At 43.4% G+C, this 20,799-nt stretch carries 17 protein-coding genes; 8 read left to right on the top strand and 9 right to left on the bottom strand.

What is annotated here, in order from left to right:
- Positions 1-359: 359 nt before the first annotated feature.
- Positions 360-2,540, bottom strand: coding sequence for a M3 family metallopeptidase (locus tag K0I73_RS10315; protein WP_220061060.1), 2,181 nt, complete (start codon positions 2,538-2,540; stop codon positions 360-362).
- Between the two features lie 261 nt (positions 2,541-2,801).
- Here K0I73_RS10315 and K0I73_RS10310 point away from each other — a divergent pair, with 261 nt between their 5' ends.
- Together K0I73_RS10310 and K0I73_RS10305 are read left to right on the top strand one after the other, a co-directional pair.
- The gene (locus K0I73_RS10310; RefSeq protein ID WP_220061059.1) at positions 2,802-4,385 is read left to right on the top strand and encodes a dipeptidase; all 1,584 of its coding nucleotides are present in this window, start codon (positions 2,802-2,804) and stop codon (positions 4,383-4,385) included.
- 277 nt (positions 4,386-4,662) lie between these two features.
- A complete protein-coding gene (locus K0I73_RS10305; protein WP_220061058.1) occupies positions 4,663-6,234 on the top strand; it encodes a methyl-accepting chemotaxis protein in 1,572 nt (523 codons plus the stop codon).
- A gap of 115 nt (positions 6,235-6,349) precedes the next feature.
- On the opposite strand, the gene ggt is transcribed toward K0I73_RS10305, so the two are convergent.
- Entirely contained in the window at positions 6,350-8,080 is a 1,731-nt protein-coding gene (ggt, locus tag K0I73_RS10300; protein ID WP_220061057.1) for a gamma-glutamyltransferase, read from the bottom strand.
- An 80-nt stretch (positions 8,081-8,160) separates the two neighbouring features.
- On the opposite strand from ggt, the gene K0I73_RS10295 reads away from it, so the two are divergent.
- Entirely contained in the window at positions 8,161-9,387 is a 1,227-nt protein-coding gene (locus tag K0I73_RS10295) for a GNAT family N-acetyltransferase (protein WP_258405168.1), read from the top strand.
- 10 nt (positions 9,388-9,397) lie between these two features.
- On the opposite strand, the gene K0I73_RS10290 is transcribed toward K0I73_RS10295, so the two are convergent.
- From K0I73_RS10290 to K0I73_RS10280, 3 genes are all read right to left on the bottom strand, one after another.
- Positions 9,398-10,015, bottom strand: coding sequence for a LysE family translocator (locus K0I73_RS10290; protein ID WP_220061056.1), 618 nt, complete (start codon positions 10,013-10,015; stop codon positions 9,398-9,400).
- Between the two features lie 113 nt (positions 10,016-10,128).
- Entirely contained in the window at positions 10,129-11,169 is a 1,041-nt protein-coding gene (hppD, locus tag K0I73_RS10285; RefSeq protein ID WP_220061055.1) for a 4-hydroxyphenylpyruvate dioxygenase, read from the bottom strand.
- A gap of 99 nt (positions 11,170-11,268) precedes the next feature.
- Complete coding sequence (locus tag K0I73_RS10280; RefSeq protein ID WP_220061054.1) at positions 11,269-12,429, bottom strand: homogentisate 1,2-dioxygenase; 1,161 nt, start codon at positions 12,427-12,429, stop codon at positions 11,269-11,271.
- A gap of 153 nt (positions 12,430-12,582) precedes the next feature.
- Between K0I73_RS10280 and K0I73_RS10275 the strand changes: the two genes are divergently transcribed.
- On the top strand, positions 12,583-13,485 hold the full coding sequence (locus K0I73_RS10275; protein WP_220061053.1) for a LysR family transcriptional regulator: 903 nt from the start codon (positions 12,583-12,585) through the stop codon (positions 13,483-13,485).
- Positions 13,486-13,574: 89 nt separating this feature from the next.
- On the opposite strand, the gene K0I73_RS10270 is transcribed toward K0I73_RS10275, so the two are convergent.
- On the bottom strand, positions 13,575-13,802 hold the full coding sequence (locus tag K0I73_RS10270; protein ID WP_220061052.1) for a PGPGW domain-containing protein: 228 nt from the start codon (positions 13,800-13,802) through the stop codon (positions 13,575-13,577).
- Positions 13,803-14,238: 436 nt separating this feature from the next.
- On the opposite strand from K0I73_RS10270, the gene K0I73_RS10265 reads away from it, so the two are divergent.
- Positions 14,239-14,985: a substrate-binding periplasmic protein gene (locus K0I73_RS10265; RefSeq protein ID WP_220064335.1), complete on the top strand. Its 747-nt coding sequence runs from the start codon at positions 14,239-14,241 to the stop codon at positions 14,983-14,985.
- A 104-nt stretch (positions 14,986-15,089) separates the two neighbouring features.
- On the opposite strand, the gene K0I73_RS10260 is transcribed toward K0I73_RS10265, so the two are convergent.
- Positions 15,090-15,497 carry a YccF domain-containing protein gene (locus K0I73_RS10260; protein ID WP_220061051.1) on the bottom strand — a complete coding sequence of 136 codons (408 nt, stop codon included), beginning with the start codon at positions 15,495-15,497 and terminating at the stop codon, positions 15,090-15,092.
- Positions 15,498-15,733: 236 nt separating this feature from the next.
- On the opposite strand from K0I73_RS10260, the gene K0I73_RS10255 reads away from it, so the two are divergent.
- Positions 15,734-16,651, top strand: a complete 918-nt coding sequence (locus K0I73_RS10255) for a pyridoxal-phosphate dependent enzyme (RefSeq protein ID WP_220061050.1) — start codon at positions 15,734-15,736, stop codon at positions 16,649-16,651.
- A gap of 148 nt (positions 16,652-16,799) precedes the next feature.
- Here K0I73_RS10255 and K0I73_RS10250 read toward each other — a convergent pair whose 3' ends face one another.
- Entirely contained in the window at positions 16,800-16,973 is a 174-nt protein-coding gene (locus tag K0I73_RS10250) for a hypothetical protein (RefSeq protein WP_220061049.1), read from the bottom strand.
- A gap of 468 nt (positions 16,974-17,441) precedes the next feature.
- On the opposite strand from K0I73_RS10250, the gene K0I73_RS10245 reads away from it, so the two are divergent.
- Together K0I73_RS10245 and K0I73_RS10240 are read left to right on the top strand one after the other, a co-directional pair.
- Positions 17,442-19,058, top strand: a complete 1,617-nt coding sequence (locus tag K0I73_RS10245) for a mechanosensitive ion channel family protein (protein ID WP_220061048.1) — start codon at positions 17,442-17,444, stop codon at positions 19,056-19,058.
- 104 nt (positions 19,059-19,162) lie between these two features.
- Positions 19,163-20,107: a chemotaxis protein CheV gene (locus tag K0I73_RS10240; protein WP_220061047.1), complete on the top strand. Its 945-nt coding sequence runs from the start codon at positions 19,163-19,165 to the stop codon at positions 20,105-20,107.
- A gap of 24 nt (positions 20,108-20,131) precedes the next feature.
- Here the strand turns inward: K0I73_RS10240 and K0I73_RS10235 are convergent, their stop codons facing one another.
- Positions 20,132-20,770 (bottom strand): hypothetical protein, encoded by a 639-nt coding sequence (locus tag K0I73_RS10235; protein ID WP_220061046.1) that lies wholly within the window; start codon positions 20,768-20,770, stop codon positions 20,132-20,134.
- Positions 20,771-20,799 lie beyond the last annotated feature (29 nt).

Genomic DNA, 20,799 nt, shown 5'->3' with positions numbered 1-20,799 from the left:
GGTTATACCTTGTTGCTCAATATTTATCTCTATAACGCGGTACAACATTTTGCATCTACAATGGATTTAAGCTTAGCGCTGTTTTGCCTGTGGTGGGCGTTAAACCCTTCTATCAGGGCCGCCGATCGGGTTATCTATTAGGTTATAGTGTTCAAGGTAGGTTTTAGATCAAAAATTATGCTTATATTTGCGTTATTTCAACGCTAAGCATCAATACAGATAAAGGTAAGAAAGTGACCGACTCAGCGAGTATTTAGCGCTTTTGATATGGTATTAATCAAGGTAAAGCAAGAATAATCAAATTCTTGCTTTACCAGTCTTAACGCTCGTTGAGCGATCATCTTTTTATTGATAACGGATTATTTCGACAATAGTCCTCGGCTGCGAAGCAGTGGTTCTATTCCTGCTTCTTTACCACGGAACTGCTTGTAAAGTAGCATAGGATCTTCACTGCCACCTTGAGATAGTACGTTGTTTCTAAAGGCATCAGCAGTTGCTTTGTCAAAAATACCATTCTCTTTAAAGGCTTCAAATGCATCGGCACCTAAAATATCTGACCACAGGTAGCTGTAGTAACCAGCAGAGTATCCACCTGAGAAGATGTGTGAGAAGTAGGTACTGCGATAACGCGGTGCGATTTCACTAATCAAGCCCATTTTGTCTAACGAATCGGCTTCAAATTGTGCAGCATCTTTTGGCGTAAAGTCGGTCAGGGTATGCCAATCAAGGTCGAGTTTAGTCGCGGCCATATACTCGACAGTAGCAAAGCCTTGGTTAAATTTGCTGGCGGCTTGAATTTTTTCAACGAGTGATTGAGGGATCACCTCACCAGTTTTATAGTGTTTAGCAAACTGGGCTAATACTTCTGGTTGAGTCATCCAATTTTCCATGACTTGCGATGGGAACTCTACATAGTCGCGTGGCACAGATGTACCTGCCTGTGAGCGATATTTCACATTTGATAGCATGCCGTGCAGCGCATGACCAAATTCATGGAATAGGGTACTGGCCTCATCAAAGGTGAGCAGCGCAGGCTCATCGCCAACTGGGCGTGGGTAGTTCAGCACGTTAACAATAATGGGTTTAGACTCAACACCGTTCATATTGAATTGCTGGCGGTACGCGTTTGCCCATGCGCCACCGCGCTTACTGTCACGGACATAATAGTCACCCATAAAGATGGCCATAAGTGAGCCATCTTTATCATAGACCTCCCATGTACGCACCTCATCATTGTATTTAGGCAGATCGGTACGCTCTTTTACCGTGATGCCATAGAGGCGATTAGCCGTATAGAACACACCCTTAAGGGTATTCTCTAATGAAAAGTAAGGGCGTGTCTGTTGCTCGTTAAAGCTGTATTTGGCCACACGAATTTTATCTGAGTAATACCACCAGTCCCAAGCGGCGAGTTTAAAATCGCCACCTTCAGCGTCGATAAGCTTCTGCATCTCTGCGACTTCAGCCTTTGCTTGACCTAATGCCGCAGGCCATACCTTATTGAGTAAGCCGTATACGTTTTCTGGGGTCTTAGCCGTGCGTTCTTCTAATACAAAGTGTGCATGGGATTTGTAACCCATTAGCTGTGCTCTTTGTGCGCGAAGCGCTGCCATTTCAGCCAAGATTTTTTTGTTGTCATTGGCGTTATTGTTGTTACCACGTTCGATATAACCTTTATAGATCATCTCACGTAAGTCTCGGTTGTCGGCATAGGTTAAAAACGGCGTGATAGATGGACGTTGAGTGGTAAATACCCATTTGCCGTCATGACCACGTTTTGTGGCTGTTTGTGCGGCGGTGTTAATCACGTCTTGTGGCAGACCCGCTAGGTCCGCTTCATTGTCAATGACTAGCTCAAATGCATTTGTCTCTGCTAACAAGTTATCGCCGAACTCTAGGCTGAGTTTGCCCAGTTTTTCATTCAGTGCACGCAGCTTAATCTTGTCGGCGTTACTGAGGTTAGCGCCACCTCGGGTAAAGGATTTATAGGTATCTTCGAGTAGTTTTTGCTGAGCAACGGTTAGATTTAGCGTCTCTTTTTGGTTATATACGGTTTTGACTCTTTGAAATAATTTGTCATTGAGCAGTATGTCATCACCGGCAGAAGAGAGCATGGGTGAGACCTCTTTTGAGATCGCCTGCAATTCATCGTTGGTATCAGCGCTAGTTAAATTATAAAAAACGCTGGCCACTTTAGTGGTCAATTCACCCGAAAACTCCATCGCTTCTATAGTATTTGCGAAGGTGGGGGCTTCTGAATTATCGATAATGGCTTGGATCTCTGCTTTGTGCTGAGCTATGCCCGCTTTAAATGCTGGAAGATAATGCTCTGGCTTAATCTTATCGAAATCGGGGATCCCCATGTAAGTGTCATAGGGTTTAAAAAATGGGTTGCTCGCGTTGTTATCGATAATCTGCTGTGCAACCACATTTGGCGCTATGTTTGTCTCGCCAGTGCTGACGGTATTTGAACTGCATGCGCCCAGCGCAAAGGTGAGTGCCATAGCTGATACGAGTGGCTTGAGGGTTGTTCCCTTCATAATAAATCCCCGTTTTGGTGATGATATTGATGCTAAAAAGCGAGTATTGCTACATGGACTATCAATGAAACCCATTGCCGCAATTAAATGCCAAAATGCACAGTGCATGGCATTAAAGGCGTTAATTATCATGGTTATTGGCGATAGATCTATAAAAACTGTGTTTTGTTTGTAACAAATGTTGTGAGCGGGTTGTTTTTGCATTTTAAATGAGCCGATTTGTGGCAAAATGCGATGTTCTAGCTAATAACAATTAAAAACATGATCACTCTTAGACCGCTATTCTTACAACGCATACTTGTTTCATCTACACTCTTTTGCTCGGCGTTGTTAACTCCATTTGGTGTGTTTTATGCCAATGCTGTTTCACAACCAATTGATCATTATCAACTTAATTCTGTTTCTACCATGGCTGATACTTTGGCCAATTACGCCGTGGCAAAATATGGTGAACAGACTATCGTGAGTCTAGCAAAACTGGTCAGCTTTAATACGGTTGCCATTGATGGCTTAACCCCTGAAACCAATCCTGAGTTTATAAATTTTAAATCGGAGCTTAAGCACCTAAGTGCCCAATTGGGGCTCGATTACGCCGATCATGGTTATGTCGTTTTGATCGGCCTTGGTGATAATGATCGAAAGTTAGGCGTGATCACCCACGGTGATGTTCAGCCTGCGGATCCCAAACTTTGGAAAAAGAGTCCCTATGAATTAGATATGACATCCACCCCTGGGTTACTCATAGGCCGAGGAACCGAAGATGACAAAGGTCCAATCGTCACCGCGATGTACGCAATGAAAGCGATTAAAGATAAAGGCGTGTCATTAGATAGACGTATAGAGTTGATGGTTTATATGGCGGAAGAGTCAGATTGGGATCCATTAAAAACATTTCTAACGGGTTTCACTCCAGCCGATATCAATATCACCATAGATGCAGAATATCCGGTTGTTACTGCGGAAAAGGGTTGGAGCGAGATCCGTTTATTAGTACCAAATAAAACCACAGACATGGATCCTAAAAGGCCAAGTTTAATGACCTTTAGCGGCGGGGCGTTTGCAAGCCAAATTCCTCAACAGGCTAGGGCTAGCATAGCTAATGTCGATGCAAAGTTATTGCTGCAACTCAAACAACGCAGTGAGCTGCAGCAGGGCATGCGTTATCAATTTTTAACCGATGGCGACAGAGTTACAATATTGGCCGATGGTAAATCGGCCCATTCATCTACGCCAGAAGTTGGCATAAATGCCGTAACTCATTTGGCTCAGGTATTAGCGGGATTTTCATGGCCTAAAAACCAAGCATCGTTAACCCAATCTTTCATTGCTCAAATGATAGGGCTGGGTATTTACGCTGAGCAGTTTGGTGATATTGGCTATAGCGATGATTTCATGGGCAAGATGACATTGGCGCCGACGGTTGTAAAATCCACAGAGCAAGGCACAGAACTGGTGATGAACCTGAGACGTCCTCTTGGCAAAAGCCCTGAGCTGCTTGAACGTCAAACTCAAGCAGCGCTAAAAGCATGGCAACAAGATCATGGTGTCAGGCTTGAGCATATTGAGACCTACTGGGGCGAACCTAAACTGATGGATAATGCGCCCCATTTACAGACCTTGTTATCCGTCTTTGGTCACTTCTCTGGTGTTAAGAACCCCAAGCCTGTCGCTATCGGCGGCTCAACCAACAGCAAGCTATTTCCCAATGCGCTGAGTTTTGGTCCTGCGATGCCTGGCGTTGAATACACAGGGCATAGTGAACAGGAGTTTATTACGCGGGAGCAGTTTATGCTTAATCTTAAAATGTATACCGCAGCTTTTGTGGAATTGGCGGTAAAACACTAGCGCTAAACAAGTAGCCGTAAAGTATCTAGCCGTACAGCGGTTATGAGGTGTGATCAAGCTTGAGCGATAACCTGAACACAGTTGAAACTTCTCTTTGTTTAGCTGAGTTCAGGCGAAATCTCTGCCGAGTTGTGGTTTAACTAAAGTTGTTTCATTAATCGTAAAATTTATTTTGAATATCAGTTTCTAGCTTGTAACTTTTTGACTGTAATCAAAAAACCACATGCTTGTTTTTGCAACAATGTAGCTCGTCTATCTCGGTACTAAGAATAATAATATGCGCAATAATCAACCTGTGACAAAAAGCGAAAGGGCGTTGACTGACGATTGTATCCTACTCACAACAACGGATCTTAACGGCAAGGTTAAATATGCTAATCAGGGATTTACTCAAGCCTCTGAATACACTTTTGATGAGCTACACCAACAACCTCACAATATCGTTCGCCATCCTGATATGCCTTCTGCGGTATATGAATCAATGTGGTCGCGTCTTAAGCTGGGGAAACCATGGACAGGAGTGATAAAGAATCGTACTAAAAGTGGCGACTACTATTGGGTGAACGCCTATGTTGCACCTGTCTTTGAAAACGGTGAAATACACGAATATCAATCCGTTCGTAAAAAAGCAACGGCCGATCAAATTCGCCGGGCGTCGCAAATTTATCAAGCACTCAATGAGGGTAAACAACCTAAGGCGTTAAAAAAACCTTTGCTGAACTTTAACGGTAAGTTATTTACTGCCCTAATATCTTCAGTGTTACTTACCGCCTTGCTATCGAGCTATTCGACTATGATGGCTGCATTCGTTGGTGCAGTCGTAGGCAGTATATTCTTGCATCGAGTACTCAAGCCATTTAATGAATTAGTCAATAAAGCCACAGGACTGATTGACGATCCTTTGGCGACCGGTATCTATAGCGGTCGTCAAGATGAGATCGGTAAGGTAAGTTTTACCCTAGAATATTTGCTGACAGAGACGGGTGGTGTGGTTGGCCGTATGGCTGATTCTGCCGAGTCTATTGAGTCGTTAAGCGCAAGCTTAAACGACACTATTTCAGATACTAGCGAACGGGCTGACAGTCAGAGTGAACAAACCCATCAGGCTGCAACGGCGATGGAGCAGATGAGCGCAAGCTTTGCTGAAGTGAGCCAAAATATTCAGCAGACGGCGGAAGAGACGTCGCTTAGTCATCAGTCTGCAGAGCAGGGACATAAGCTGCTTGAGAAGGTGATAGATGCAATTAATCAGCTCAACTCTGAAGTGGGTAACTTTTCTGTGTTGGTTGCATCAATCGAGCAAGATAGCCAAGAGATCAATCAAGTACTTGAGGTGATTAGAGCGATTGCTGAGCAGACTAACTTACTTGCATTAAATGCAGCGATAGAAGCGGCTAGAGCTGGCGAGTCGGGCAGGGGCTTTGCTGTGGTTGCCGATGAGGTTAGGCAACTATCGAGTAGGACCAGTGAGTCGACATCTCATATCGAAACGATCGTGAGTAAGTTTAGAGATAGCACCGTTAAGGCGACCCATACTATGCAAGCGGGCCAGCGAAAGGCCGAGTTATCGGTTGCCTTAGCGCAGCAAGTTGACGATTCGTTTGAAGAGCTACGCCAGTCGATCAATAAGATGAATGTGATGAGCGATGAAAATGCCGCGGCCATGTCACAGCAGACTGCAGTTGCCAACGATATTAGTCAATCCATTCAGCTAATTAATGAGCTTGCTCGCCAAAGCCTGACTCAAACCCAGAATGCGGCAGAGCGTGGTCAGCAGGTTTCTCGATTATCAGCCAAGACTCACCATCTTTCGCAGCAATTTTGGAAGCAAAGCGTAAAGCGCAACTAAATTTTGAATACGAAATATGGGTGACCTAGCTGTAAAAATAAAAGGGAAGCATCTGCTTCCCTTTCTGTTTTGAATGCTAGCCATTTGGCTTTAAATATTAGCCACGTTCTTGATATTAGTAACCTAACGTCTCGCTGCCTGCACGTCTTGGATCTGATGCCCCGAAGATCCCTTCATCGGTCACCATAATTGATTGGGTTGAGCCCATGGCATCTTTTACTGAAACCTTGTGACCTTTTGCCTCGAGTAGATTAATAGTATCGCGGTTGAGGCTTTTCTCGACACGCAACTCATCAGGTAGCCATTGATGATGGACGCGACTTGCATAACTGGCCTCGGCAATATTGAGATTATGGTCAATCACATTCATGATGATTTGCAATGTGGTGTTAATAATACGAGCACCACCAGGGCTACCGGTTACGATAAAGGGTTTACCATCTTTCATTACAATCGTTGGACTCATGGAGCTTAGTGGACGTTTTCGTCCTTCTACGGCGTTGGCGTCGCCACCTATGAGCCCATATCCATTGGGTACACCGGGTTTGGCTGAGAAGTCATCCATCTCATTGTTGAGCAAAATCCCCGTGCCTTGGGCCACTAAGCCAGAGCCGTAGCTAAAATTGAGCGTATAGGTATTGGCAACCGCATTCCCCCATTTATCGACGACTGAGTAGTGAGTCGTTTGCGGGCTTTCGTAGCCAGTGATTTTACCTGGACCAATATCGCTACTCGGAGTTGCTCGATTGATGCTGATGTCACGGCTACGGTTTTTAGCATAACTTTTGCTGGTAAGTTCCGACACTGGCACTTTAACGAAATCGGGATCGCCTAAATACTTACTGCGATCGCTGTAGGCGCGCTTCATCACTTCGGCCATAATATGTAGGGTGTCAGCTGTGTTATGTCCCAACTTTTCAATAGGATAGGGTTCTAACATATTGAGCATTTCAATAATATGAATACCGCCAGATGAGGGCGGCGGCATAGAGACGACTTGATACCCGCGATATTCACCTGTTACTGGTGCCCGTTCAATTGCTTGATACTGCTTGAGATCGTCAAGGGTCATGATCCCGCCGGCTCCAGTTACTGCATTGACGATCTTTTCTGCGGTATCGCCCTCGTAGAACCCTTTGCTTCCTTGTTGGCTGATTAATTCAAGGGAGTGAGCGAGTTCCGCTTGTACTAATACCTCACCAATTTGAAAATTACTGCCATCAGCTTTATAGAAAATAACCTTAGAACTCGGCCATTGTGAGATACGGCGTTTCAGGCCTGCAAGTGATGTGGCAAGATCTGGGCTGATGGTGAAGCCATCTTTAGCGAGTCTAATCGCTGGCGCTATAACCTGTTCCATCTTCATGGTGCCATATTTGTTTAGCGCCAGCTCCATGCCCATAACGGTTCCAGGTACCCCGACAGCGAGACCATGTTCTCGGCTTAATTTAGCGACAGCATCGCCTTGTTCATTAAGAAAAATATCTTTGTTTGCATGTGACGGTGCGACTTCGCGGTAGTCAATTGCTATCGTCTTATCTTCTTTCGCCATATGCACCAGCATAAAGCCGCCACCGCCAATGTTTCCAGCTCTTGGTAGGGTAACGGCGAGGGCAAAACCAACGGCGACCGCGGCATCGACGGCGTTGCCGCCCTGTTTTAGAATATCGACACCAACGCGCGTTGCGACCGATTCTTGGCTGGCAACCATACCATGTTGGGCCCAGATAGGTTGGACGGTGGCGCTATTACTGTATATTGATGATTCGGCGCTATGGACGAACTGACCGCTTAATAAGGGTATTGAAAGAGATAGTGCTACGATTAAACTTTTTAGTGGTCGCACAATAAATCCTTTGTGTCTGATTTGTTCCTCTGTGGCCGATGATTGTAACTAAATTGATTCGCCAATCACAGGAGTTTTGAGTGTCAAAGCTATTTGAGCCAGGGGTATTTGGAGCTGAGTTGTTCGAATTTCATCAAGTCAGTGAGATAGAGCAGATTGGTGAGCCGCGTTGGACCGCATTGATGGGGCGAGACAATCCTTTTACGCGTTATGCTTTTTTACATGCACTCGAAATAAGTGAGTGTGTAGGTATAGCGAGCGGTTGGGTTCCTATGCATGTGATGGTATACCGAGATAACGAGCTCGTTGCGGTAATGCCCATGTACCTTAAAACCCACTCCTATGGTGAGTATGTATTTGATTGGGCGTGGGCGCAGGCTTATGAGCGTCATCAGCTAGAATATTATCCAAAACTTGTCAGTGCCATTCCGTTCACTCCCATTGGCGGTACAAGGATTGGATTCAGTGATCGCTTAAGTATGGAACAGCGCCAGCAACTAACGGTGCAACTGGGTGATTATTTAGGGCAACTTTTGGAAAAAATAGGTGGCTCAAGCTGGCATCATCTGTTTCACTCCAAAGCTGAACAGCAACTCCTTGCCAATGCAGGTTACCTTACCCGGATGGGAACCCAGTTTCATTGGCACAATCGTGGCTACCATGACTTCGATGCGTTTTTGGCACAGATGAGCAGTCGTAAACGTAAAAATATCCTTAAAGAACGTCGTCAAATACTAGGTAAAGGATTGAGTTTCCAGTTTATTGAGGGACAAGATGTGAGTACGGCTCAATTGCAGCATTTTAGTCGGTGTTATCAAGCGACCTATTATAAACGTTCGGGGCATAGTGGTTATCTCAATCTGGCATTTTTTACTGAGTTGGTCGCTTCTATGGGGGATGCAATCAGGCTGCTTATCGTTAGTCAGGAAACTGGACAAACTCAGCAGATCGATCAAACCGAGCAAACTATAGTTCCAGTTGCCGCTGCGCTCTATTTTGTATCAGAAGATATCCTCTATGGGCGTTACTGGGGCACATTAGTCGAGCTTGACGGTTTGCATTTCGAAACCTGTTATTACCAAGGGATAGAGTACGCTATCGCTCATGGCCTGCAAACCTTCGATGCTGGTGCCCAAGGAGAACATAAGGTCTTGCGAGGTTTTGAGCCGATAGAGACATATTCGGCTCATGAGATAATGCATGATGGCTTTCGAGTGGCAATTGAAGATTTTACGCAACAAGAAAAGCGTCAAATAGCCATCTATATGGAGCAACTAAGAGAAGTTTTGCCCTATAAGAAGGCTTAATTGCGGCAGGTTAGCCCAAGGCTAACCAGAAGCCAACGGCGATCATTAAGCTGCCTGCAATGCGATTCATCCACTTGATATTATCACCTCGGCTTAGAAACAGTTTGAGTGACTTTCCGCCACTGGCGTAGGCCAGCATACTGGTAAACTCGGTTAGCATGATGATAGATAGTAGCATCAGCATCTGTGGTGCGATCGCCTGTTCGACATTAATGAAAGGCGGCAGCAAGGAGATCATAAATGCCCACCCTTTGGGGTTGGCAATTGCAGTAACAAATCCTTGGATAATTAACGCACGATTACTGATGGTATTTGAGGTGTTATCTAAGTGGGTCATCTTTGCTTTAGCTCGCCACATCTGTACACCAATGTATCCGAGATAGAGCCCACCAATCCACTTCAATATTTCAAATAGTTGTGGGTAGTTTAGCATCACGCTAGCAACGCCCATCACTGCTGCGATAGCGACTAAGGCTACGCCAACGAGTTCGCCAATCATCATCCAGAGAGTTCGCCTGACACCTATGCTCATTCCGAGTGTCATCGCCAGCGTCATGCACATTCCAGGGGTAATTGAGACAAAAAAGAAGGTAGGTAAAAATACAGCGATAAGAATATGTTCTGACATGAAATCAACTGGCCAGTGATTGAAGGGAAAAGAGTCAGCCAGTTTAATGTTTTATTAATTCACTGCAATAAAAAAACCAGCTCGAAAGCTGGTTTTTTAATAGTTTAATCGACTTACAGAACACCGCGGCGTACTTGATCGCGTTCGATTGATTCAAATAGGGCTTTGAAGTTACCTTCACCAAAACCTAAGTTGTTCTTACGCTGAATGATTTCGATAAAAATAGGACCAAACAAGTTTTTAGTGAAGATCTGCAGTAAATATCCCTCTTCATCACCGTCAACTAAGATTTGATGATGCTTAATACGTTCTCTGTCTTCAGTAACCTGTGGCAGTTTATCGAAGATGGTGTCGTAATATTCAGGAATAATATCTAAGGTTTGTATTGAGCTGCCTTCCATCGCATCGAGAGAAGCGACGATATCACGGCTGCGAAATGCCAGATGCTGCACGCCTGGGCCATCATACTCTTTTAGGTATTCATCGATCTGATTTTTGTCATTGCCTTTCCCTTCGTTAATCGGAATACAGAAGCTTCCATCGGGTGAGCGCAGTGCATAAGAAATGAGGGCGGTTTGCGAGCCTTTGATATCGAAGTAACGCACTTCTGTGAAACCAAAAATATCTTTATAGAAGTTTGACCAATACTCCATAGTGCCTTTATAGACATTGTTGGTCAGATGGTCGACTTCGATAAAGCCTTTCTCTTGAGTAATGATTGGCTCGGCAAGATCTTCAAAGTCACTATTGTAGATATTGTTATCTTCACCGAAGGTGTCGATAAAATAGATAAGACTGTCACCAATGCCGTAGATAGCAGGATAGGGCAGGTCTTTGACTTCGTCGCTAGCGGGTTTTGCGCCGCGGGCAACGGCACCTTCAAACGCGAAGTTAGCATCTTCTACACGCCAGCCCATAGAGCTAATAGCGGGTCCGTGTGATTTAGCAAAGTCGGCTGAGAAGCCTGCTTTCTCATTGTTTAACAGAAAATTGATATCGTTTTGTTTGTAATAAACAATCTCTTTTTGTTTGTGTTTCTTAAGTTTTGAAAACCCAAAGTCGATGAAAACCTTGTGCATGAAATCAAGATCAGGAGTACAAAACTCTGTAAATTCAATACCTAGTAATCCTAACGGATTTTTTTCGCTTGCCATGTGAGTATCCTCATTCAATTTATTACAACCACAGTCACTCTCATTGGCGACCTTATCTGGTTAATGTTTTGTTCGATGTTAGGCCTAGCCGTAACGGTTTTAATCTTCTAACCAAGAGCGGTTGTAGTCTGTGCTCATGCAACCATGTACATGTTGGGTCAATTGCAGTGGGGAGAACGTATCGACCATTACTGCATATTCATAGGTTTCAGTCTTGCCGACAGACGCTTCGGTGCGTCCAGGTTGAGGGCCATGTGGCACTCCCTTTTGGTGCAAGGTCATATAGCCAGCTTCGATACCGGTACGACTCATAAAGTCGCCATCAACGTAATAGAGCACTTCGTCGCTATCGATGTTGTTATGGTAGTAGGGCGCTGGAATCGACTGTGGGTGGAAGTCGTAGGGTCTTGGTACAAAGTTGCAGATAACGAAGTTATGGGCACTAAATACTAAATGATCTGATGGCGGCAGATGGATCTGACCGACTTTAGGCGCATAATCTTGAATGTTAAATGCCCAAGGGTAGACACAACCATCCCAGCCGACGAGATCAAATGGGTGCCATTCGAGTTGGGTTATTTGATATTGGTCGCCAAACTTGGAAATGAGTGGAAACTCGCCTTTTTCAACCACGGCATCTTGTAGGCTTGGTACTCGTAAGTCGCGCTCGCAGTAAGGTGCCGACTCGGTTAGCTGACCATACTCATTGCGATAGTGTTTCGGTACTTCGACCATAGAAAATGATTCGATAACAAATAAGCGGACATTGTCTAGATCGGAGAACTTGAGCTGATAAGTTGTGCCTCTTGGGATCACCAGATAGTCCCACTTCTTCACTTCTAGTGTGCCATATTCACTGTAAAGTGTGCCTTGTCCCTCATGAACAAACACCACCTCATCGGCGTAGGCGTTACGATAGAACTCCTCTGTATCCTGAGTCACTTTAGCGGTATACATCGCCACATCGCTGTTAAAGAAGATCTTATTACGAGCAGAGAAAAAATTACCGTCACGATCAACTTGTCTGGAGTCTAGTTTGTAGTTTTGAATTAGGGTGTCTTGCCAAGTATCACCGTGACTTAAGTCATAAGGGGCCACAGTTAATGCTTTAGTCGGCATGTTGTGATGGTATTTGTTGGAATAAATGTTAGAAAAGCCGTGAGTCGAAAATAGTTCTTCGCGATAAAGCTCACCACTTTCTTTTTTAAAAGTAATGTGACGCTTATGAGGGATTTGCCCTTGTTTTACATAGAATGGCATAGCTCTATTCCTTGGTGCTTTTGCGGGCACACTTATCTTTTTGTGATCTAGTTATCAATTTAGTTGCTAGCATCAGCAAAAAAAAGAATAATAAATAGCTTATCTTTATCAAAAAAACAGATGGTCTTATTTTGTTTACAGTTTGGAACCGTTATGAAAATTGATGTTGAAGCTTTTCGAGTGCTCGAAGTATTAGTTGAGGAGGGTAGCTTTGCTAAGGCTGGAGAGCGTTTGCATAAGGCGCAGTCGGCAGTTAGCTATCAGGTCAAGAAGCTTGAGCAACACTTAGGTGTAAACCTTTTTTGTCGCGATCAGTACCGAGCTGAATTGACTCCAGAAGGCAAAGTTATTTTGGCCGAAGGTAAAAGATTACTGCAATACCTTGGCAATATTGAACATTTGGCCAGCAGATTCAGTGAAGGATGGGAGCCTAAATTGGAATTAGTGGTGGATGGGTCACTGCCAATGGAACCGATTATGCGAGCGCTTAAACAAGTATCAGCCCATAAAATCCCGACTAAAATACAGCTCAATGTAGAGTTTCTCGGCGGCGTACAGCATCGATTTGAGCGCGATAATGCCGATGTGATGCTAGTTAAAGATTATCGAACGGGGCCAAACTATCGCCAGCAAGCTTTGCCAAATATTAACAGTGTCTTAGTGGTGTCTAAGGAACATCCTTTAGCCAAGATCAAAGGGGTCAAACTGTTTGAGTTATTGCAGCATGTCGAACTCACCATTGAAGACTCATCGCCCGGAAAACATCATAGCGATGAGTTGCAGTTTGGCGGAGATAAGGTGTTCTACCTTTCCGGTTTTATTATGAAAAAAAATGCCTTGTTAATGGGACTCGGTTTTGGCTGGATGCCAGATTTCTTAATTCGTTCAGAACTTGAAAGTGGTGAGCTGGTTGAGTTGGATTTTTTAGGTGGCAGTCGTTACAGCTTTACGCCGCAACTCGTGTCTACCATGGAGCGTCCTCTCGGGCGTGCCGGTCGCTTATTCACCCAGCTAATTTTAAAGGAGTTTGAGGAGTATCAGCTCAGTGGGTTCTAGACTGCATTAAAATAAAATGATGATAAATTAGATGGTTATCAACAGTAAAATGTTTTGTACGCTTTCAATGGTAACTTAACGACGACAGCTTAGCGGCCATATCGTATGTGACGTATTTTTTTATCCAACCAATAGGCTGATTGAGTCATGTAACCTTGGCTTTTCTTAAGCCATTTTCTTGCCCAATCATATTCTAAACTCAAGATGGCTAGGCCAATAGGCAATAGTAACCATGCGGGCCCTGGTAACACTATAAGGGCAATCCCCAGAAGCGTTAATAGGCTACCAGCTACAGTTATTATGAGTTTACGTAGCATAATCACTCTCCAAATAACGACCTACTTAGTATTTAACTGCTTAGTATTTAAGTTGCCCTATTTTTATACTATTGGCTATCTGGTAACTGTAACAAACGATTATATTGCTTTTTGAGCTAACGACTATAATTAGGAGGTCGTTTATTTTTTTATGCTGATTTTGCCTTAAATACATGGGTGTTTTTTAAGGAGAAGGAGATTGCATTTACTCATTCGACTTGTCGTCAGCACGCTCAGCATAACGATGTTGGCACAGAATCATGTTACGCAGATGACGGGTTCCACTGTGTTTCCCATCTTTGTTATATGGTGATGACTTTTTATGTGATGATCTGTTTTTTGGGGATCCGAGGAACATTACTCAATGTTTTACATTGTAAATTGTTGGCAAGGATATCAGCTTAGTGGTTGTATGGCGCGAGATAAAAGAGGAGAAATGGCTATCTGTAGACTATTCTCGTGGGCTTTGGTTTGTTTTACCGCTTTAGTGTTTAGTGCTAAAGGGGAAACACTTTTTTTATCCTCTTTAAATTGGCCTCCCTATACAGGGGAACAACTTAAAGATGGCGGTGCATCGGCTGCGGTCGTCAGTGCTGCGTTGAAGGCGAAGGGGCATGATTTACATGTCGATTATTATCCTTGGAGCCGAACGATCAGGATGGTGAGCCGTGAGGACGCTATATATAGCGGTTATTTTCCTGAATATTATTATCCTACGGATCAATATGTGTTCTCTGCATCGATTGGCAGCAGCCCTTTAGGGTTATTAGAGCGCCGTTTGTACCCGATTAAATGGTCACGTATCAAAGATCTTAATCAATATACCCTGGGTGTCGTTAGAGATTACGTGAACACTATTGAGCTAGATGAGATGATTACAAGCGGTGTTCAGCATGTTGAGGTCGTTAGCTCTGATGAGCATAATATTCGTAAAGTGGCTACAGGTAGAGTCCATGGTGCGGTGATCGATAAATACGTTTACAACTATTATATTCATCAACCCCATCTGGTCGAACTTAAAAACAAGCTAGACATGAACAAGCAGTTATTGGCATCAAAGCAACTTTATATCGCATTTAAAAATACCCCAGAAGGGCACAGGTGGCGGGAAGTCTTTAATGATGGACTCGCTTTGATCGATCCTGAGCAAATCGTAGAAGAGTATCTTGCGTCGATGAAATAGTTGCAGTTTACCACGCTAAAAATCAACAGGCCTATAGAAGCGAGCTGCTAAATTGGCGAGATAGAGACCTAAGTTTAGGCCTCTATCAGAGTACGAATAGATCGTTAAGCCTTAGCTGTGACGGTTTGCCCTATTGGCGTTAAGCTTAGAATAGCTAGCTTAAGGTGCTGGATCCCGAAAGGGATGCCTATGATGGTGATAAAACAGGCTAGTGCATGGGTAATATGGCCAATTGCTAGCCAGATCCCAAAAAATAAGAACCAGATGATGTTGCCTATTAGTCCAAGTGGGCCGGTTCCTAAGTCCTCTGTTCCCGTCAGTGATTTTCGATTAATACTTTCTTGACCAAATGGCCAAAAGGTCATCTCACCGATAACAAAGCAAGCACGACCAAATGGAATACCAATAATACTAATGAAGCAGATAAGCCCAGCTAACCACCATGCCAGGCCCATCACAAACCCTCCGAGTAAAAACCAAGCGATGTTAAAAATTAAACGAAGTAATGGCATTTATGTATCCTTATAAAAATCGAGAATGAGCTAATTGAGTATCGACTACGCTATTTAGGGGGATTTAATTCAAGAACCATGCCATGGTTTAGGTGGTTGTTTATAAAGCTATTATGCTGATTTTTGTTCGCGGACAAGCTTCCTTGTTGATGTAAAATATCAAGAATTGGTCAAATTGCTCATCGCGATAGAGCAGTGTAAAATTGGCTCTCTCTCTGTAAGCATAGCCGTTGAATATGAAGTTAGCTCAAACTCCCGTACATGAAATCTTGCTTGATGATCACTGCGTGTTTGTTAAACGTGATGATCTTCTACATCCGGAGTTTTCTGGCAATAAAGCGCGTAAGTTTGCCTACTTTCTTGAGAACGAGTTTGAGGGGGGCAAAACCTTAGTTGGTTATGGTTCTGCGCAGGCTAACTCGCTGTATTCGATGTCAGCTTTAGCTAAAATTAAAGGCTGGAAACTTCGTTTCTATGTTGATCATATTGGCTCTTATTTGGTTGAAAACCCGATCGGTAATTATCGTGCTGCGCTAGAAAATGGCGCCAAAATTATTAATTTAAGCCAGTGCGAAGACCGAAATAACCGTGATAGTTTAACTTATCTACAGCAATGTGTGTTGACGGGAGATTCTGAGCAACTCTTTATACCGGAAGGGGGGAGATGTCTTTATGCTGAACATGGCGTTCGTCAACTCGCCATTGAAATTATTCAGTGGAAAAGGCAACAAGGGCTATCTGCTCTGTCAGTGTTCTTACCTTCAGGAACCGGAACCACTGCACTGTTTTTGCAAAAGTCATTTGTGGAGCTGGATCCAAATATAAGCGTTTATACTTGTGCGGTTGTGGGAGGAGATGAGTATCTTAGCAAACAGTTCAGCGAGCTAGCACCTAATACCGCATATCATCCCGTGATTTTACCGAGCAGGAAACGCTATCATTTTGGTAAACTCTATTCGGAATTTTTTAAAATATGGCGTCAGTTGAAAGAGACTGGAATTGAGTTTGAACTGCTCTATGATCCATTGGGATGGATAGTTTTGCTGGATTATCTAACGGAAAATTCTGGGGAAAAAATACTTTATATACACCAAGGGGGACTGTTAGGTAATCAATCTATGTTACCTAGATATAAGCGTAAGTTTGGTGAGTAATACCACTTGGCTAGGTTGGTATCTGTGAAAGTGATACAACCTAGACCAAATGAAATATGCTGAGTCGTTGACGTAATGGTGTCAATCCTACTTGTTGCGGTAGCAACCTTCGATACGAGTGAGAGGCAATGTATCGAATAGCAAAGGGTTATTTATTACTTGAGAGTAACCATTTCATGAACTGAAGTGCTTCAGTGCGCTTAGAAAAGGTTTCTCTATTTTTACCTAAACTATCGGTGAATGCGATAGAGGATTTGTTTACTGATATAGAGGCCACCGGAAAGTTTACCGTGATCTCATGACCGTTCATTTTGTACGACATAGGCCATACTCCTTAATGTTGTCTGCGTAATTAGCAGTTGAATTTTAACAATAAAATATCCTTAGCTTTTTTGCGAAAGATGAGTTTTAACCACCTGAGACTACCCACCTTTATATATCTAATCAAGCACTCTATGGATATAAAACTAAAAAGTTTGTTATAAATACCATCTATGAGATACAGGATCGCCAAACAGTAAAGCACTAGTACATGACAATACTATGACGAAGAGGATACTGCTGATTTTGTTGGATGCGGTGACGAATGGGTCTGGCTATACAAGAAAACAGGGCAGGGAATTTCAAAGTTAAGCGAGTATATCGATAATGGAGTAGATGTCAACACGTGTTATGGGATTGATGAAAACTTCACTTTTATAATCAAGTAACAATAAGATTGCTTTTGTTATTGTTAATAAATGGTAGAATTTGTAAGCGCTTGTTAACTCTTAGAAAGGCTTGGATAGTTATGAAAAATTGGCTTTTGTTATGGGTGGGTTTGGCAATTACCCCTTTTACTGGCTTTGCGGCAACACCGACGAATGTTGTAGATATCATGAACGGGGTTGCAGTTGAAGATGTGAGTGAAAACGAAGCTCTTCAGGTTGATCAAGCTTATGATTATAAAGATAGTTTACAGAGGGATACGCCCCGAGGTACGTTAGAGGGATTTACTCGTGCTGTCTATGAGCAAGATTACAATAGGGCAGCAGAATATTTAGATTTGCGCTACTTACCAGACAACATGTCAAGGGATAAAGGAGCCGAATACGCCAAACAATTACAGGCGATTATCGATCGAAATATTTGGATCGATATTGAGCAGATAAATGATACCCCTCAAGGCGCAGACGGTGATCAACTTCCTAGTTTTCGCGATATTTTTGGTCGCATAAAGTTGCCGAGTGATGAAATTGCACTCTTCCTACAACGTGTCCCTAGCGATAGCGGCAGTATTTGGAAGATCTCTAACGCAACGGTCGCTAAGGTGCCTCGATTATATGAAAATTTGGGTTACGGACCCGTAGCAGAATGGTTTATCAGCAATCTTCCTGAAGGACGAATTCTCAAGGTAAATACATGGGAGTGGGCACTGATATTGACCTACCTGATTGTCGCATTTTGCGTCATTATACCAATTACTTGGTTGTGTAAGTTATTAATATTACGCACTGACTATCATCTAAAAACAGAGTTAGCCTCCATCGTGGCGGGCCCGCTGCGTTTTTTCCTTGCTGTGATAGTCGTTCGCACATGGTCGAGCAGCGGTACAATATCTGCTGCAGCCCTTGAAGCTATGGACACAGGATTTCTGACATTTGTCTCTATCGTTTGGTTAGGATGGTCTGGAATGGGGATCATTCAAGCGGGCCTTAAGCAGCGAATGATAAATAAAGGTCAAAAGCAGGGAGCTTCGCTGCTCAGACCCCTTATAAATTTTATTCGGGTTATTTTTGTCATATTGGCTATTTTGATCTGGTTAGAACACTTAGGCTTTAATGCTGGCGCTATTATTGCGGGAATGGGAATTGGTGGCATTGCCATCGCGTTAGCGTCAAAGCAATCTATCGAGAACTTTATTGGCACGATCACGCTTTACTCTGCGGCGCCGATTAAAGTGGGTAATCTATGTAAATTTGGATCTATTCGAGGCACAGTCGAAGAGATTGGTTTGCGCTGTACTCAAATAAGGACGTTGGATCGCACCCTCATTCACGTACCCAATGCAAAACTGGTCGAGATGGAGATCGAAAATATTTCAGAGCGGGAAAAAATCCGTTTTAAAGCGGATATACGTCTGGATTATTTAATGACTGATACCGAAAAACTGAAAGGGATTATTGCCGATATTAAAGAGATGCTGGAATCCCACGAATCGGTAATGAAAGAGCCATTAAGAGTCACCTTTAAGGGGTTTGGATTGCATGGTCTGCAAGTGAATATCTTTGCTTATATTGGTACAAAGAGTTTTCCTAAGTACCAGGTTGTCTCCGAAGAGTTACATCTTGGGATCATGGATATTGTTACAAAACATGGTTCTCGAATTATTCCAGTTGCACCCGTTGCACTTAATCCTGGTCAATAAAACTCGAGTAATACAGTGATATACTTATTCGTTGTAGCTTTATATTAAGGGCTATAATGGAAGCTAAAGTAAGCTAAATATTACCACCATATAGTGAGAAGTTTATGGCTAGAGTGCTAGATAGCGTTGATCAACGTACCAAGTTAGTCGGTGAAAATAGATTAGAGCTGCTGCTGTTTAGGATTAACGCCACTCAGCTTTTTGCTATTAATGTTTTTAAAGTGAAAGAGGTGGTTAAGTTACCGGCTTTGAGCGAATTACCTGGCAGCCATAGCAGCATTAAAGGGGTGGCAAATATTAGAGGTACTTCCATTCCAGTTATCGATCTGCGTCAAGCCATAGGCTTTAAAGCTATGCCAGATGAAGGTGATGCCAACCTCATTATCACCGAATATAATCGTAGCGTTCAAGGCTTTATGGTGGGTAAGGTTGAGCATATTATTAATATGACTTGGGGGGATATCATGCCTCCGCCCAAGAGTGCGGGCAATCATAATTACTTGACCGCCATTACTAAAGTCGAGGTTGATGGGCGTACTCAGCTGGTGTCTATTATCGATGTCGAGAAGGTGTTAGCCGAGATTATCCACTATGATATTGCCATTTCAGAAGGGGTACTCGATGAGTCGTTAGTGGAGAGTATGATGGGGCGTAAGATCCTCATTGCTGATGACTCCTCTACCGCTAGGCGTCAGATTAAAGATACCTTAATGCCGCTGGGAATCGAAGTAATCGAAACATCAGATGGCCTGCAAGCGCTTAATGTATTGCAGGGGTGGTGCGACGAAGGGCGCAACATCTATGATGAAATTTTGATGTTAATTACCGATGCCGAAATGCCTGAAATGGATGGCTATCGTTTAACCCACGAAATTCGCAAAGACAAACGTATGAGCGAGTTGTATATCACCTTGAACACATCGTTAAGTGGCAGTTTCAATAATGCCATGGTAGAGAAAGTTGGATGTAATAAGTTTATTTCGAAGTTTCAACCAGATCTATTGGTCGGTGTGGTGCAGGACCGACTGAGAGAAATTGTTGGATCTTAGGCTGTTCGATAGCAATCAGTCAGTTCAATTTTCGTGAGTGATATCGAGTACTACTTGCCGTTTTACTGCTTTAGTTGATGCGATATTGATTCGGGCGACTCGTACCGCGTACCCGAATCTATCTCGGCCCACTAAGGTGACGAGTTCTTGTAAGAACGGTTTGTCTAGACCAAGCATTTGACTGTAGTGCGTGACAGCTTTTGATATTGAGCTAAAGTTAACCCCATCAAACTGGAAGCCAAGTTGGTATTGAGCCGTATCGATTGCTATGCCGTTTAGGCTCAGTGGCCAAGGCGTGAAGGTGACTCTATTTTTAGCCACCAGATACATAAACCAAGCACTTTTTTTAAACCCTTCAAAGACTTTGCAGGAGAACTCTGATTCAGCCAGTTCCTGTTCGGTCCAGTTTTCACCTATGGCTAAATGTTTAGCATAAATACGCATCAATTCATCTTTAACTGCCATATGGCAATCCCAGATAGAGGTTAGCGGCGACTTAGTGGCAAGATTTAAGCATTCTTTACAGCTGGGAACGGCGAGCGAAGGATGCGGGGTGTAGTGCTGGGCTTCATAGTTAAAAATGTGATCGCAAGGCTCTGCACAAAACCAGCAGGTATGGCGCAGCTCAAACGGGATGTCGATAAGCGGATAGTTAGCAGACAAGATGAAGTCACTTCTCTGCTAACTTAAAA

It is taken from the genome of Shewanella mesophila (genome assembly GCF_019457515.1).
Taxonomy (GTDB): domain Bacteria; phylum Pseudomonadota; class Gammaproteobacteria; order Enterobacterales; family Shewanellaceae; genus Shewanella; species Shewanella mesophila.
This window is presented reverse-complemented; position numbering and strand designations above follow the sequence as displayed.

Bases quoted from the DNA above. Each gene is read 5' to 3' on its own strand.
- K0I73_RS10315 (WP_220061060.1), bottom strand. From the start codon at position 2,540: ATGAAGGGAACAACCCTCAAGCCACTCGTATCAGCTATGGCACTCACC.
- K0I73_RS10310 (WP_220061059.1), top strand. From the start codon at position 2,802: ATGATCACTCTTAGACCGCTATTCTTACAACGCATACTTGTTTCATCT.
- K0I73_RS10305 (WP_220061058.1), top strand. From the start codon at position 4,663: ATGCGCAATAATCAACCTGTGACAAAAAGCGAAAGGGCGTTGACTGAC.
- K0I73_RS10290 (WP_220061056.1), bottom strand. From the start codon at position 10,015: ATGTCAGAACATATTCTTATCGCTGTATTTTTACCTACCTTCTTTTTT.
- hppD (WP_220061055.1), bottom strand. From the start codon at position 11,169: ATGGCAAGCGAAAAAAATCCGTTAGGATTACTAGGTATTGAATTTACA.
- K0I73_RS10280 (WP_220061054.1), bottom strand. From the start codon at position 12,429: ATGCCATTCTATGTAAAACAAGGGCAAATCCCTCATAAGCGTCACATT.
- K0I73_RS10275 (WP_220061053.1), top strand. From the start codon at position 12,583: ATGAAAATTGATGTTGAAGCTTTTCGAGTGCTCGAAGTATTAGTTGAG.
- K0I73_RS10270 (WP_220061052.1), bottom strand. From the start codon at position 13,802: ATGCTACGTAAACTCATAATAACTGTAGCTGGTAGCCTATTAACGCTT.
- K0I73_RS10265 (WP_220064335.1), top strand. From the start codon at position 14,239: ATGGCTATCTGTAGACTATTCTCGTGGGCTTTGGTTTGTTTTACCGCT.
- K0I73_RS10260 (WP_220061051.1), bottom strand. From the start codon at position 15,497: ATGCCATTACTTCGTTTAATTTTTAACATCGCTTGGTTTTTACTCGGA.
- K0I73_RS10255 (WP_220061050.1), top strand. From the start codon at position 15,734: ATGAAGTTAGCTCAAACTCCCGTACATGAAATCTTGCTTGATGATCAC.
- K0I73_RS10250 (WP_220061049.1), bottom strand. From the start codon at position 16,973: ATGTCGTACAAAATGAACGGTCATGAGATCACGGTAAACTTTCCGGTG.
- K0I73_RS10245 (WP_220061048.1), top strand. From the start codon at position 17,442: ATGAAAAATTGGCTTTTGTTATGGGTGGGTTTGGCAATTACCCCTTTT.
- K0I73_RS10240 (WP_220061047.1), top strand. From the start codon at position 19,163: ATGGCTAGAGTGCTAGATAGCGTTGATCAACGTACCAAGTTAGTCGGT.